Source organism: Chitinophaga sp. GbtcB8, from assembly GCF_019091455.1.
Classification (GTDB): Bacteria; Bacteroidota; Bacteroidia; order Chitinophagales; family Chitinophagaceae; genus Chitinophaga.
In genome coordinates this window covers 435,640-450,401 of the sequence record NZ_JAGXJN010000001.1, presented here as the reverse complement: position 1 = coordinate 450,401, position 14,762 = coordinate 435,640, and the positions used below count along the sequence as shown (strand labels likewise).

The window sequence follows — 14,762 nt, the reverse complement described above, 5'->3', positions numbered from 1 at the left end:
GGGTGAGCAGTTTCATCGGATATTAGGATAGGGAGAATTTGATATGGCTGCGATCGTTATTTCACTACATTAAACTTACCGGACTCGATCAGGTTACCATCCCGGTCACGAAGCTGGAAAATGTATAACCCGCTGTAATAAGAACCCAGGTCCATAGAAGTACGGCCATTCACGTTCTTTAGCTGATCCATTTTCTTACCCAGGAAGTTGTATACAATAAGATCATATACCTTATCGTTATTATGCTGTTGAATTTCAAAATTAATCCTGCTGGAGGCTGGATTAGGGTATAGCTTAACGATCTTCACGGCTCCCTCGTTCTCCGTAGCAGGGAGAGTTTTAGCCGTTTGCGCGCTGCCGGTAAGGCAGTGGAAACAAAGTAGTAAAGTAAAAAAGAGAGTAGAGGTTTTCCACATAATTAGTATAAAAATAATGATTTTTTTGAATATCTGAGATTTTAATTTCGGTTCATCACCTATGTAAATATAACAAACGGCAGGCCAAATCAGTTGGCCTGCCGTCGCTTTTTTGAAAAATTTAACGCTTTATTGGCCATTTTATTGTAAGGTGCTCAAAGTCTGCTTAATAGCTTCAAAATTGGGCTGGTCACCGGCGCTTTCCAGTACTTCCGCATAACGCAGAGTACCTTCCTTGTCTATCACAAAAGCCGCTCTTTTGGATACGCCTTTCAGGTCCAGCACAAAAGTTTCATAAAAGGCGCCGTATGCCTGGGAGGCTTCCTTGTTAAAGTCAGACAGCAGGGGAAAGTTCAGCTGCTGCTCTGCCTTAAATTTACCCAGTGTAAAGGGAGAATCTACAGAAACACCTACTACAGCGGTGTTCAGGCCATTATACACACTCAGGTTGTCCCGTACAGAGCACAGCTCCGCGGTACAAACGCTGGTAAATGCCATGGGAAAGAACAGGATCACCAGGTTCTGGCCCTTAAAATCTTCCAGGGATACCTTTTTCTTTTCAGTATCCGTTAATGTAAATGCCGGTGCTTTAGCTCCTACTGTTGCGCTCATATTAAAAATTGTTAGTGGTTAAGATTAATAAGGCCGTAAAATTACATGAAAGTGTTATCAATCCCAACTCACTGGTTTTATTAAAAATGCGGGCAGTTCGTCATTTCCAGCGTACTGTTCCGGCTGTTCAGGAAGTCCTTGAACACCAGCGATATTTCAAAACCGCCAAAGGTTTGGCTGGCAGTCCGCAGGCTGGATATATTGGCATCATAGCTCATACCTACTTCCCAGCTGCCCATATCCAGCTTAACGGTGGGCACAATAGCATCATTCCAGCGCAGGAATAAACCGCCGTAAATACCCCGGTCAGATTCCAGGCCCTGGTCCAGCAGTCCATAACCCACCATTGCACCTCCGATATATTCCGTGTAAGTGCCCTGGTGCAGCTGGTTATACTGGCCAATTACCTTCACATTCTCAGATACCGGTACGGTAATACCCGCGTTAAAGGTGAACTTCATATCCAGCTCTATACCTGCATCTTTGTAGAACGATACTTTGGGCCGGTTCAAATGATACGCAGCTGCGCCCACAAAATAGCTTGTGTTTTCCCCAATGGTGCCGTTATAGCTCAGTCCTATGCCGGCATCCAGGTAAGAGTAACCGCGTAAGGCCAGCCGCCCGTCCTCCCCGGTAGGGGCATAGGGATCAAAACGACCGTTCGTATACTGATTATTGAAAGTAAGGTGGGAGGGATCAAACTGCCGCTGCACCAGGCCACCCATAATACCTAGGGATAGAAAGCTGCTTTTATCCGCGCTCAGGGATTTATGAAAGTTCAGCGCCGGCAATACCTGTACGGATTGCAGGCGGGAGGTGCCTGCCCGGTCATAGGATAGCTGCAGGCCCGCTGTTACAAAGTTATTGCTCATACCTACCGGGAACTTCATTTCCCCGCTGAATGTACCGGTCTGGTAAGGAACCGTTACACTGTTCCACTGGTTACGATACACAGCCTGCACACGTATATCCCCATTGAAAATACCAATGAGCGCCGGGTTACGTAATATGGGCGTTTCGTAAAATTGTGACAAATGTATATCCTGCGCAGTTACGGCTTGCGTAGCATAGGTACCGGTTATAACCATTAGCAGCACACTGCGTAACAGTCTATTCATAGGAATGTATTTAGGTATATTATCGGTTCGGTTATCTTAGTAATGTCACATTTCCTTTCAGCGAAAAACTTTCATTATTGTCGCAACGGGCCTCTATGAAATAAATATACACATCGGCCGCCTGCGGCTGGTTTTTATAGGTTCCGTTCCATCCGGAGCTGATGTCGTCTATGGCTATATTTTCCCTCTTGAATACCTCTTGTCCCCAGCGGTTAAAAATGCGGAAAGATTTAATAAAGTTAATGCCTTTTCCGCGAGGATAAAAAATATCATTCTCCCCGTCACCATTGGGACTGAAGGCGCTGGGAATGTATACCACATTTTGGTCACATACCAGATGAATATCAACCGGATCACTATTGGAGCAGCCGTCTGCATTGGTGCCCTTAACGCTGTAGCTGCCGGGTTTACGTACATCTGCCAGTGTAGTAGGGCAGGTGGCGCAGTCTATGTTTTCAGCGGGTGTCCATTGCCAGCTTACCACATCCGCGCTGCCGGTGGCAGCCAGCGTAATGCGGGTGCCTACGGTCACAGTTTGGTCGGGGCCTGCATTTACAGTGGGCAAAGGTTTTACCTGTATGCTTACCTGCTGCGTTTGGCCGGGGCAGGCAGCATCATTGGTGCCGGTAACGGTATAGGTAACATCCTGCTCCGGTGTGCTGATAGGGTTGGCTACATGGGCAGAAGTAAGGCCCGTAGCAGGCGCCCAGCTGTACGTAGCAGCGCCGCTGGCTTTTAGCTGTGCGGCAGCGCCTTTACACAGCACCGTGTCTGACGATACGGTGAGCTGCACTTGTGGCACTACTTTAACGGCTACAGAATCTGTTACAAAACAGGCAAAGGCATTGCTGGCCGTTGCAAAGTATTTGGTATCAGTTACCGGGTCGGCAATGGTGCTGGCGCAGCCCACGCAGCTCAGGTGATCGTTGGGGCTCCATAACACAGTACCATCTGATTGTGCATTAAGCGTAATGCTATTGCCTTCGCAGATCTTGTACTGCCGGGAGGCCATGCTTAGCGTAGGGGTAGGGTCTACCGTTAGCTGCTGCGTAAAGGAATCCACGCAGTTGCGCGCATCCGTTATCACCAGCGTAATAGCCACTGTGCCCGCAGGGGAGTAGGTAGGCGTTGGCGGTACTTTTGTGCTGGCTGTCATGCCATTACCTAAAGACCATCGCCAGTTGGTTAAAGGAATATTGGGCCAGGGCTGGGAGGCATCTGTAAACGTAACCGGCTGGCCCACACAGGCCTTGCCAATTATAAAATCCGCCAGGGGCGCAATAATGGTTATATGCTGTGGTTTCACCACCGTATCATTACAATACACGGCAGGGTCTTTATAGAAAATGATCAGTGTATCAGTATACGTACCGGTTTGTTCATAGGTTTTATAAATATCAACGGCCGTGGTATCCAGCCGGGTATTATCGCCAAAACGCCATGCGTAATGGTGCACCTGTTGGGAGGGTACATGCAGCACGCCATAACCTATGCGGCTGCCCCGGCATATGCTGCTGATGCCTGTACTAAAATCAGCCTGGAAACAGGATACTGTCTGGAACTCGCTGCTGGTGCAGGTACCGGCTGTTTCGCGTACAGTTAAGCGCACGGTATAGTCCCCGTTCTGGGTATATACATGCGTGGCATCCCGGGTATATTCCAGCGCGCTGCCATCGCCAAAATCCCATTCATAGCTAACACCGGCCGTAGCGCTGGAGGTATTGGTAAAGGTAAATGCCTTGCGGTTGGTACAGGAGCGGGCAAAGGTGAATTTGGCCGCAGGGCCTGTGATCTGCACGGTTACCGGTACGCTGCCGGCATAACAGCCATTGCGGCCCGCCTTCATTTGCACCTGTATGTTGCCATTGGCCTTAAAACCGTGTGTAATATCGTTCTGGGGCCCTTCCTGGGTGGTGCCGTCGCCAAAATCCCAGCTATAGCTGTCCGCATTAGTGGCAGTGGCCAGCAAGCGTATGGGCGATCCTGCACAGGCGGTACCCGGTGTTGCAGTAAAGCTAACATTGGAAGGCGGCGTGCCGGTACGTACCAGGCTGCCCGCAGTAACGGAAGCGCTGCACCCCTGCTGGGTGGTAGCGGTAACCGTTACATTATAGGTGCCCACACCGGTGTAGTTATGGGTAGCGTTATTAGTGGTGGTAGTTTGCGTGGTGCCATCTCCGAAAGCCCAGGTATATTGGGCTACAGGATCGTTATTGATGGTGGTAACATTGGCTGCCAGCGCGGCATTCAGCGGTGCGCACCCACTAAGGCCAGTGCCGCTGATATTAATAACAGGTACGGCTATATTTATTAAAGCAGGTTTGGTGAGTGTTTGCGTACAGGCGGCAGAGTTAGTAACACTTAGCGTTACATTGAACTGGCCTGCTTTTGTGTAGGCATGGGTGGCGGTAGTGCTGTTAGTAGTTAAAGGCGCAGTACCATCTCCAAAATCCCAGGTGCGCACAAACCCGTCTATTGTATGGTCTGTAAAGGTAGCGGTAAAGGGTTTACAGCTGGTAGCGGTGTTCACGCTAAAATCCACTATGGGCGATGGTTGTATAGTAATGTCCTTATAATACTGGCTGTTACCATTGGCATAGTGTACGGTCAGGGACACCCGGTAGGTGCCTGGCTGGGCGTAAATGTTCTGGGGCGATGCCACATGCGAGCTGGAGCCATCTCCCAGGTCCCAATCGTAAGCTAAAGCGTAACCGGTGCTGGTATTGGTAAAAGTAAGGGTGGTAGGCGCGCACAGGCCCGGCGATGCCGTATAGGTGAAATTTGCCTGCTGGCCGCTTACCTTGTTGCTGTACAGTAGCCCTGTAAATAACAGTGCAAACGGCAGAAAGGCCGTTAAGAATGTAGGCGCTGGGCTTTTCATAGGTATAGTTAATGGCCGTATAATTAACCACAAATTAGCTAAAAATAATATATTATATACAATAACTATTAGAGCCGTACGTTGGGCATTGTTTTTTAACGTGTTAGACAGGCATTGCCATGGCCCCAAAAGCGGCAGGCTGCAAGCAGCCACCCTGTATAGGTAAAACTGCCTGCAGCCTGCGGCTGTATATCCGGGTAGCCTGGCAGCTACCTCAGTAAGGTTACATTGCCTTTCAGCACAAAGCTTTCATTGGTATCGCAGATCATTTCTGCATAGTAAATAAACACATCCGGGTTAAGCGCAATACCGCGGAAACGGCCATCCCAGCCGCCTGCCTGATCATCCGTATTCAGGTCGGAACGTTCAAATACCACCTCTCCCCAGCGGTTAAATATGCGGAACACCTTGATGGATTTTATACCCCGCCCGCGGATGTAGAAGATATCGTTCTGCCCATCCCCGTTAGGGCTAAAGGAGTTAGGCACAAACACATTGCTGCCGCTGCATACCACCTTCACATTCAGCTCATCTATGTCCACGCAGTTATATTGGTTAGTGGCAATTACATGGTAGGTAACAGACTGTTTAGGTGTTGCCAGCGGGGCCATACAATCCGTACAGCTCAGGCTGGGATCCGCCCGCCATTCTATCTTGGTTACATCCGGGCTGGCCTGCAGCTGCAGGCGCAGCTCAGAGCCTACCGGCACTACCTGGTCAGGGCCCGCATTAATGGTGGGCGCCTGGTTAACGGTAACCGTAACAAGGGCCGTGTCTGTAAAACAGGCATCATCACCCAAACCTATTACCTGGTAAGTGGTGGTAACAGTGGGGCGGGCTACAGGGTCCGGCACATCTGCTTTATTTAAGCCGGTGGCCGGTATCCATTTATAATGGGGCGCCCCGCTTACATGCAGCTGCACCTGGCTGCCACTGCAAATAGCAGCATCCGCTGCGCTTACTTTATGCGGCTGGCTAACGGTTACGGATATATCTGCCTCCCGGCTGCAGCCGGTGCTGTTCACTGCCATCACATGGTAAGTAGTATCATGCAGGGGTTGTATGGTTGGGTTAGGGCTGCGCGCATCAGAGATCTGGTAATCCGTCCAGGTAATGTCTGCGCCCGGTGATACATTGGAGCGCAGCTCCAGTGATTGTCCCAAACAAATATTAGCCTGCTTGGGCATGGGGTTCAGATCAGGCAGGGGCGATACCAGCACCGTAGTACCGGCGGTATCCGGGCAGGTGCCGTTTCCATTGCTGATGGTTAGTAATACCTGGTTATTACCCGGTGTATTTAAAGTTACACGCGGTGGGGTAGCTGTTTCAAACTCCGTGTTATCCGGTGTTACCAGCCATACCCATTTGGTGCCGGGTAATTGTTTGGTATCGCTGCCCTGCAGCCTTACAGAAGTGCCTACGCATATGGGATCAATCGGCATTATTTCTGCCTGCGGTTTAGGCTCTACTACGGTGGGTAAGGTTACTTCACCCGTGCAGCCATAAGCGGTGGTTACCAGCAATTTTACCGGGTAGGTGCCTACCTGGTCATATAAAAAGCGGGGATTGGCGTCGGTTGATACATCGTCCGTACGGCCGGCAATACCAAAGTCCCACTGGTAGGTCATAGGTAAGCTCAGCTGGTCTTTTGTTACGCTTAAGCTGTTATCCTTAAAGTATACATAACCGCCATCACAGGCCTGCGTAGCATCCATGGTAAAGCGCGGTGTTACCTTATCAGCTACTATCTGGTCATTACCCAAAGCCGGCACCTGGCAGCCTTTGGCATCTTCCAGTATTACGCGCGGGTGGTAAATGCCTTCTTTCGTGTACTCGTAACTGGTAGTTGGCGTTGTAGTGGTGATCACATGCCCGTCATCAAAGTCCCAGATGTATTTAATGGCATTGCTGCTTTTAGCCGTCATTTCAATTTTCAGCGGCATACAGCCGGTAGTGGGCGTGGCAGACTGGCTGCCGTCCGGTCCCTGGATGGTCAGTGTTTTGGACACTGTGCTGGCGCAACCGCCATCCGTATACACCCTCAGCGCTACGGTATAATCACCGGGGCGGCTGTAAGCATGGCCCGGCGATACTTCCGGCGAGGTGCTGCCATCGCCGAACTGCCAGGCTATATGATCATAGTCTGATGAGTTGTTGGTAAAAGGTACCAGCACCGGCGGGCAGGGCGCCAGGTTAGCAGGAAAATCAAATGCTGCCTGTGGATTGCGCACTGTAATAAAGTTTAGCGCTTCCTGGCTGGCCCTACAACCGTCAATATCTGTTATGTCCAGCTTTATCGTATATACGCCGGGTTTAGTATACACATAAAGCGGAGCGGCTTGTGTGCTGGTGCCGCCATCTCCAAAGCTCCAGGCATAGGTAAGCGACTGACCGCTGCTGTTGCTGGAAAATTGAAAGTCTTTCTGTAAACAGGCTTCCTGCCCCGGTACTACAATGTTCGTAGCTACTACGTTCACAGACACCGGTTTGGTAATAGTGCCTTTACAGCCCATTTGATCTGTTACAGTGAGTGTAACCGGGAAGGTGGTCATACTGCCAAAAGCATGGGAAAAAGCAACCGGCTTTTGTGTTTGTGTAATGTTGCCGCTGCCATCGCCAAAATTCCATGTCCAGGTGCTTAGGGTAGTACCTGGCGAGGTTGGTGTGGAGGCATCGGTAAATGTGAACGGTTTTTCTTTACAGGTGCCGGTATAGGTAAAGTCTGCATTTACGCCATTCGCTACTACCTGCAGGCTGTTAGACTGTTGCGGACAGCCGTTTATGTCTATCAGGCTTAAGCGCACCGTATAAGTGCCGGGTGTGGTGTAGGTATGCGTGTAAACAGCGGTTGAATCAAAGCTTGCTGCAGGGATATTGATGTAGCTACCATCGCCCCATTCCCAGTGGTAAACATTGATCATGTTATAATGCAGGGAATTGGTAATGCGGTACGTAATGGAGTCGCCATTGCAAATGCTGTTGGTATCCGCTTTTATAACCGGGTTTTCATCAATGATGTGAATGATCTGCGACAGGTTGCTGGTACAGCTGCCATTGCCCACAGTTAGCTTTACCGTGTAAGTGCCTGTTTGGGCATAGGTATGTTTGGGCGATTGGTCAGTTGAGGTAGTACCATCTCCAAACTCCCATAACCAGGTTTTGGTAACACTGTTACCAAAGTCAGATGCATCATAGAACTGCCGGTCGTATTTGTTGATACAGTCGGGCAGTACGCTGAAACGCGCTACTGGCGGGTTAATTTCAATGAACAGTCTTTTGGTAAGGATATTATAACAGCCATGGTTTATCACCGTAAGGGTAACATCATGAAAGCCTATCTCATTAAACTGGTGTGAAGGGTTTTGCCCGGTAGCGCCGCTGTTATCCTGCGGAAAGTTCCACAGCCACTCTGTACCTGCGGGTACGGATTTATTGGTAAAGTTAAAAATATCTGATTGGCAGCCTTTGTAATGGTCCACATCAAAATCCACCTTTACAGTATCACCTGCTTCAATTGCGTGCGATGCGCTTAGTTTACAGCCGCTCTTGGTTTCTATTTCCAGCGTTATCGTATAGTCGCCCACTTTAGAGTAGTAATGGGAAGGTACCGTGATGTTAGTGGCGGTGGTGCCGTCCCCAAAATCCCAGGTATATTTTACTACGGGATCTACGCTGCTCACCTGGGCCGTAAAACCAATGGAAAAAGGAATACAGCCGCTATTGGCAGTCATCACGAAATCTACCTGCGGCTCCTGCACCTGCATATAGCTTGTTTTGACAACCGTAGTGCCGCAGCCAAATTTGTTAATGGCCAGCAGGCTAACGGTATAATTGCCATCCGCTGTATAGCTATGTGTTGGATTCTGTGTGGTAGCGGTTCCGCCATCTCCAAAATCCCATGCCCAGGTAGTGGCATCCGGTGTTTGCGCTGTAAATTTTGTGGTAGTAGGTACATGACAGTCCGGGTTGGGGCTGGCAGCAAAATCAGCCGTAGGTAAAGGATTTACGTGAATGGTTTTGGTAATGGTTTCCTGGCAGCCATTCCCAAAGGTGGTAAGCTTCACTGCATAATCGCCCGGTTGTGTAAAGGTATAGCTGGCATTCAGGTTATACTGCACACTGCCATCCGGAAAATCCCAGCGGGCAGAAAGGGGAGTAGGCGTGGTAGTGTTCTTTAGAACAACAGGCCGGCCCACGCAGTTGCTGGCAGGGACCGTAAAATCAGGTTTCATTTTCGCGATCTGTATATAGTCCGGCGCAGTCACAGATTGCTTACAACCTTCGGAAGTGGTAGCAGTAAGTGTTACGGTATACTTACCTTCTTTGGTATAGGTATGTTGCGGCGCTGTTGCAGTGCTGGTAGTACCATCGCCAAAATCCCAGGTGTAGGTAAGCGGCGCATTATTTACCGTAGTACTGGCGTTTGTGAATTTTACCGCCAGCGGCGTAACACAGCTGCTTTGCACATCACTGCTGAATTTTACCGTAGGCGCATCCTGCACTTTTATTTGCTGGGTGCTGCCATTGGTACAGCCAAAACTATTGATCACGATAATGGAAGCGGTTTGATTGCCACCCAAAGTATAGGTATGTGTAGCCGTACTGCCGGTGCCATTAATACCATCGCCAAAGTCCCATGTTACACTGGTAATAGTGCCATCGCCCGGGGTGCTTTTGTCTGTAAAGGTTACGGCCAGCGGCGCGCAGCCACCAGGCACAGAGGTGCTGAACGCCGGTACCGGTTTTTTATACACCGTAACGGTTTTTTCCTTTTTAACCACCCCATCCGGGTAAGTGGCCGTAAGGGTAATTTTGTAAGTACCGGCCACGTTAAAGATCCTGGCAGGGTTAGGGTCAGCAACATCTGCCCCTACGCTGAAGCTCCAGTTAAGGGAAGTATAACCGGGATCCGACAGGTTCTGGAATTGAACGGCCAGCGGCTCGCAACCACTCCATTTACTCGCATCAAAATCTACTTTGTGGGTTTGCGCATTGGCATTCAATATCGGACACAGGTAACAACAGGCCAGGCAAATGATGGATCGCATGAGGGGCCATTGGCGCAGCCAACGGCAACATAGGTATATCTGGTGTTTCATTGGATAAGGATCCCGGTCCCGTCGGGCTTGAGTACATTCATTAATGAAGCTAAAATTACTATAATTTATGTAATTCATTTATTAATTAACACTTGGATATGCATGAATTGTTTATGTATTTTGTAAAAAAAAGTGAGGTATGATCAAGTCATTCATTCAGTGGGGTTTAAGTGTGCTGTTGTTATGCATGTCTGTCCAGGCAGCCACTGCCCAGGTGGTAGATGTAAATACTTTTGAAAAAGGAAGCCGGCAACCAGCCATACAGGTATTCGACGTACGAACAGCACAGGAATTTAACACCGGGCATTTACCCAATGCCTTGCAGGCAGATTATACCAATAAAACAGAGTTCGCCGACCGGGTTAAATACCTGGATAAGCAAAAGCCCGTATACATTTACTGCCTGAGTGGTGGCCGTAGCAGTGCAGCTGCCCAATGGATGCGGGAGAACGGCTTTGCGAAAGTGGTGGAAATGGAAGGCGGTATCCGCGCCTGGAAGCAGGCTGGTAAACCCTTGCAAGGCGCTGTTACCGAGAAGCAGCTGGCCGTAAGCGATTTTAAAACCGCCGTTAAAAGCGGATGGGTGCTGGTAGATGTAGGTGCAGAATGGTGCCCGCCCTGCCGTACCATGGCGCCGGTGCTGGAACAGTTCTTACAGCAGCACCCGCAGGTAAAGCTGGTAAAGGTAGATGGAGGCCGGGACCAGGAGGTAATGCAATCTGTAAAAGCCAATACCCTGCCTACGTTTATTGCTTATAAAGAAGGTAAAGAGGCCGGCCGCAAACAAGGCGTGGTAACACTGGCAGAACTGGAAAAGATGATGAAATAGAATTACGCTGAACGCGCAATGCCTGACGCTAAACGCTTAAAGCAAAACACAATCAGCGTTCAGCATTAAGCGTTCGGCGTTCAGCATAATTACCCATAGATCTCTCCAAACTTCTCTTCCGCATATCTCAGGAAATACTGAAAATCCAGGGGCTGCCCGGTAACCTTTTCACACAGCTCATTAGAAGTATAAAAGCGTCCGTAACGGTGAATGTTTTCCCGCAGCCAGCTGAGTAATTTACCATACTGCCCGGTAGCTATTTGCTCCGTAAGGCCGGGCAATTGCTGTTGTGCCGCGGCAAAGAACTGCGCAGCATAAAAGCTGCCCAGGGAGTAAGTAGGGAAGTACCCAAAGCTGCCGTGCGACCAATGAATATCCTGCAGCACACCCTGTGTAGCGCTGGGGGCAGATACATGCAGGTACTCCTGGTAATACCGGTTCCATACCTGGTCCAGGTCTTTGGTGGAGTAGGTGCCTTCCAGCAAGCCTTTTTCTATCTCGTACCGGATCATTACATGGAAATGATAGGTCAGCTCATCGGCCTCTGTACGTATCAGGGAAGGCTGCACCAGGTTAATGCCTTTATAGAACTGGTCCAGGGAAATGTTTTGCAGGTTGTCAGGGAAGGTTTGCTGCAGCTTGCCGTAATGGTGCTGCCAGAAAGCCTTGCTGCGGCCTACATTGTTCTCCCACAGGCGCGATTGTGATTCGTGGATCCCCAGGCTGGCCGCCTCCCCGCAGGGCAGGCCATATTCTTCCGCAGGCAGCCCCTGCTCATATAAGGCATGGCCACCTTCGTGAATGCAGCTCCAGGTCATGTTGCCAAAATCCTGTTCATCAATACGGGTGGTTACCCGCACATCCTGCGGGCTAAAGCTGGTAGTGAAAGGGTGTTCTGAAATATCCTGCCGCCCCGCACCCATATCATAGCCCATATCTTTTAGCAGGGCAATGCCCAGCTCCCACTGTTTGTTACGTTCATAACGCAGGTGCAGGAAATCCTTGTTCACCTGCGGCCGTTGTTCAATACGGCGCAGCAGGGGTGTAAGGGCCGTTTTAACGGCGTCAAAGATTGTATCCAGCATAGTGGTGCTGGCGCCTTTTTCATATTCATTCAGCAGGGCATTGTAAGGGTGGCCTTCAAAGCCCAGTATATTGGTTTCCTGTTTTTTCAGCAGCACCATTTTAGCCAGCAGGGGCTCAAACTCCGCATAACTGTTGGCTTTACGGGCTTTTATCCAGGCATGGTAGCAGGCATTGGTGGTTTGCGACATTTCTGCTACAAAGCTGGCCGGGTACTTTTTGTTCTTTTCATAATCTTCCTGCGACAGCTCTACGTTTTTGCGCTGGGTAGCATTCAGGTCGCCGCGGTTGCGCAGCTCCTGTAATACATCCCCCAGTTCTGTGGCGGTGAACATTTCATGTGCGATGGTGGAAAGGGTGGTGAGCTGCTGTCCGCGGAAGGCAGCGCCTTTTTCCGGCAAATAGGTTTCCTGGTCCCAGCCCAGTACGGCCATGGCATTACGTACATCGGCAATAGCCTGCATTTTGGCGGTAAAGGTGCTGTATAATTCGCTGGTGGGTTTCCGTGTGTTCATAACGGCAAAATAAAAGAAAAGTTTGGTTACAAGGCACCGGGATTGGTATTCAACTGCGGTAGTCTCCTCCTAAAACAGCCCCGTAATCCCTGTGCAACCCTAGTGACATCCCTCCCCCCTACATAAAACCCCACATCATTTTTGCTGCAATTTTGAATCATCTTACTTCTGAACTCCTTTTTCCCATGTCCTTCCCATGTTTTTCCCTAGTCCATCCCTGGTGAAGTCCATGTCAGGCCCATTCCCATCCGCACATTTGCATATCTGCATATCCGCACATTTCCTTATTTTGCCCTTAATGAAGATCAAGGACGTTATACAGGCCATTGAATCCTTTGCGCCCCTGCAGTACCAGGAAAGCTATGATAATGCAGGCCTGCTGTTCGGCAACCCCGGCTGGGAGCTTACCAATGCCCTGCTTACCCTGGATGTTACAGAGGCTGTAATAGACGAGGCCCTGGCCCGCAGCTGTAACCTGGTGATTGCCCACCACCCCATTGTGTTTGGCGGGCTTAAAAAGATCACTGGCAGCAATTACGTGGAGCGGGTGGCTATCAAAGCCATTAAACATGATGTGGCCGTTTACGCTGCCCATACCAACCTGGATAATGTACGCAATGGCGTATGCGCCATGATGGTCGGCCGCCTGGATCTGCAGCAGTGCCGGGTGCTGGTCCCTAAAAAAGACCTGCTCAAAAAGTTATACACCTTTGTGCCTCATACTGCTGCTGAAAAGGTGCGCAGCGCCTTATTTGCCGCCGGGGCAGGCAATATTGGTAATTACGATGAATGCAGCTTTAATGCGGAGGGCAGCGGCACTTTCAAAGCCGGCGCCGGAACTAATCCCTATGTAGGGAAGCAGGGCCAGCGCCATATAGAGCCGGAAACCAAGCTGGAAGTGATCTTTCCCGCCTACCTGGAAGGCGCCGTATTACAGGCCCTGCTGGCCAGCCACCCTTATGAGGAGGTAGCCTACGATATTATCCGCCTGGATAACGCCTACCAGCAGGCCGGCTCAGGGTTAATAGGTTCCCTGCCCGCGCCCATGGAGGAAACAGCTTTTTTACAGCTGGTAAAACAGCAGTTCAATACCGGTTGCGTACGGTACACGCCTTTACGCGGCAAGCCCGTGCAAAAAGTGGCCCTCTGCGGCGGCGCAGGCAGCTTTTTGCTGAAAAAGGCCATGGCCGCCGGGGCAGATGCCTACATCTCCGCCGATTTCAAGTACCATGAGTTTTTTGATGCTGAAAACCAATTAATTATAGCAGATATAGGGCATTTTGAAAGCGAGCAGTTCACGGTTGATTTATTTTACAATATTTTGACCGAAAAATTTCGTAATTTCGCGCCTCTTAAATCTACTATTCACACAAACCCGGTAAATTATTTATAAAATATATGGCTACCGTAAAAGAGTACTCCGTAGAAGAAAAATTGGTGTCTGTGCTCAGACTGCAGAAGATCGATTCCAAGCTGGATGGTATCCAGGTGTTGAGAGGGGAGTTGCCGATAGAAGTGAAAGACCTGGAAGATGAGGTAGAAGGGTTAAACACCCGCCTTACCCATGTTGAGGATGAACTGAGAGGTATCCAGGACTTCATTGCTAACAAAAAAGCAGCTATCAAGGAGTCAGAAGCGCTGGTTAAGAAGTATGAGAAGCAGCAGGATAATGTGAAGAACAACCGCGAATTTGAAGCTATCACAAAGGAAATTGAAATGCAGAACCTGGAGATCAAACTCTCAGAAAAGCATATCAAGGACGCAAGTGAAGAGATAAAGGATAAAACCCGCCTGGTGGAATCCGCAAAGAAAGCGATCGTTGACAAGGAGTCCAATCTGAAACATAAGAAAGGCGAGCTGGAAAAGATCATCTCTGAAACTGAGAAAGAAGAGCGTCAGATCCGCAAGGAAAGCGACGAAGCCCGTACCAAGGTAGAACCCCGCCTGCTGGGAGCTTATGAAAAGATCCGTAAGAACTACCGTAACGGTCTGGCCGTGGTAACCGTTGAACGTGATTCCTGTGGCGGTTGTTTTAACGCCATTCCGCCCCAGCGTCAGGCTGAGATCCGCCACCGCAAAAAGATCATCGTTTGCGAACATTGCGGCCGTATCCTGGTTGATAATGACCTGGAAGCTACCGTAACGATATAAACAGCAGCAACCTGTAGCAGCCGGCGCCTATTGCTAACTGTAAGCTACTAACTGCCAA

The 14,762-nt window shown here is 49.8% G+C and carries 9 protein-coding genes; 3 read left to right on the top strand and 6 right to left on the bottom strand.

The genetic code is table 11. The features are described from left to right. Positions 1 to 56: 56 nt before the first annotated feature. The 5 genes from KVT36_RS01865 to KVT36_RS33060 form a co-directional block, all read right to left on the bottom strand. The gene (locus KVT36_RS01865; protein ID WP_217601796.1) at positions 57 to 416 is read right to left on the bottom strand and encodes a T9SS type A sorting domain-containing protein; all 360 of its coding nucleotides are present in this window, start codon (positions 414 to 416) and stop codon (positions 57 to 59) included. Between the two features lie 141 nt (positions 417 to 557). Then, positions 558 to 1,028: a redoxin domain-containing protein gene (locus KVT36_RS01860; RefSeq protein WP_217601795.1), complete on the bottom strand. Its 471-nt coding sequence runs from the start codon at positions 1,026 to 1,028 to the stop codon at positions 558 to 560. Positions 1,029 to 1,108: 80 nt separating this feature from the next. Next, positions 1,109 to 2,146 (bottom strand): PorP/SprF family type IX secretion system membrane protein, encoded by a 1,038-nt coding sequence (locus KVT36_RS01855; protein ID WP_254639790.1) that lies wholly within the window; start codon positions 2,144 to 2,146, stop codon positions 1,109 to 1,111. Positions 2,147 to 2,177: 31 nt separating this feature from the next. Then, positions 2,178 to 5,027 (bottom strand): gliding motility-associated C-terminal domain-containing protein, encoded by a 2,850-nt coding sequence (locus KVT36_RS01850; RefSeq protein WP_217601794.1) that lies wholly within the window; start codon positions 5,025 to 5,027, stop codon positions 2,178 to 2,180. Positions 5,028 to 5,236: 209 nt separating this feature from the next. Beyond that, on the bottom strand, positions 5,237 to 10,075 hold the full coding sequence (locus KVT36_RS33060) for a PKD domain-containing protein (protein ID WP_217601793.1): 4,839 nt from the start codon (positions 10,073 to 10,075) through the stop codon (positions 5,237 to 5,239). A gap of 190 nt (positions 10,076 to 10,265) precedes the next feature. Here KVT36_RS33060 and KVT36_RS01840 point away from each other — a divergent pair, with 190 nt between their 5' ends. After that, entirely contained in the window at positions 10,266 to 10,955 is a 690-nt protein-coding gene (locus tag KVT36_RS01840) for a rhodanese-like domain-containing protein (protein WP_217601792.1), read from the top strand. 89 nt (positions 10,956 to 11,044) lie between these two features. On the opposite strand, the gene KVT36_RS01835 is transcribed toward KVT36_RS01840, so the two are convergent. After that, positions 11,045 to 12,553: a carboxypeptidase M32 gene (locus KVT36_RS01835; RefSeq protein WP_217601791.1), complete on the bottom strand. Its 1,509-nt coding sequence runs from the start codon at positions 12,551 to 12,553 to the stop codon at positions 11,045 to 11,047. Between the two features lie 298 nt (positions 12,554 to 12,851). Between KVT36_RS01835 and KVT36_RS01830 the strand changes: the two genes are divergently transcribed. Next, positions 12,852 to 13,946: a Nif3-like dinuclear metal center hexameric protein gene (locus KVT36_RS01830; RefSeq protein ID WP_217601790.1), complete on the top strand. Its 1,095-nt coding sequence runs from the start codon at positions 12,852 to 12,854 to the stop codon at positions 13,944 to 13,946. A gap of 5 nt (positions 13,947 to 13,951) precedes the next feature. Beyond that, a complete protein-coding gene (locus tag KVT36_RS01825; protein WP_217601789.1) occupies positions 13,952 to 14,704 on the top strand; it encodes a zinc ribbon domain-containing protein in 753 nt (250 codons plus the stop codon). Positions 14,705 to 14,762 lie beyond the last annotated feature (58 nt).

Coding starts and splice junctions, on each gene's coding strand:
- KVT36_RS01865 (WP_217601796.1), bottom strand. CDS start 416: ATGTGGAAAACCTCTACTCTCTTTTTTACTTTACTACTTTGTTTCCAC.
- KVT36_RS01860 (WP_217601795.1), bottom strand. CDS start 1,028: ATGAGCGCAACAGTAGGAGCTAAAGCACCGGCATTTACATTAACGGAT.
- KVT36_RS01855 (WP_254639790.1), bottom strand. CDS start 2,146: ATGAATAGACTGTTACGCAGTGTGCTGCTAATGGTTATAACCGGTACC.
- KVT36_RS01850 (WP_217601794.1), bottom strand. CDS start 5,027: ATGAAAAGCCCAGCGCCTACATTCTTAACGGCCTTTCTGCCGTTTGCA.
- KVT36_RS33060 (WP_217601793.1), bottom strand. CDS start 10,075: ATGCGATCCATCATTTGCCTGGCCTGTTGTTACCTGTGTCCGATATTG.
- KVT36_RS01840 (WP_217601792.1), top strand. CDS start 10,266: ATGATCAAGTCATTCATTCAGTGGGGTTTAAGTGTGCTGTTGTTATGC.
- KVT36_RS01835 (WP_217601791.1), bottom strand. CDS start 12,553: ATGAACACACGGAAACCCACCAGCGAATTATACAGCACCTTTACCGCC.
- KVT36_RS01830 (WP_217601790.1), top strand. CDS start 12,852: ATGAAGATCAAGGACGTTATACAGGCCATTGAATCCTTTGCGCCCCTG.
- KVT36_RS01825 (WP_217601789.1), top strand. CDS start 13,952: ATGGCTACCGTAAAAGAGTACTCCGTAGAAGAAAAATTGGTGTCTGTG.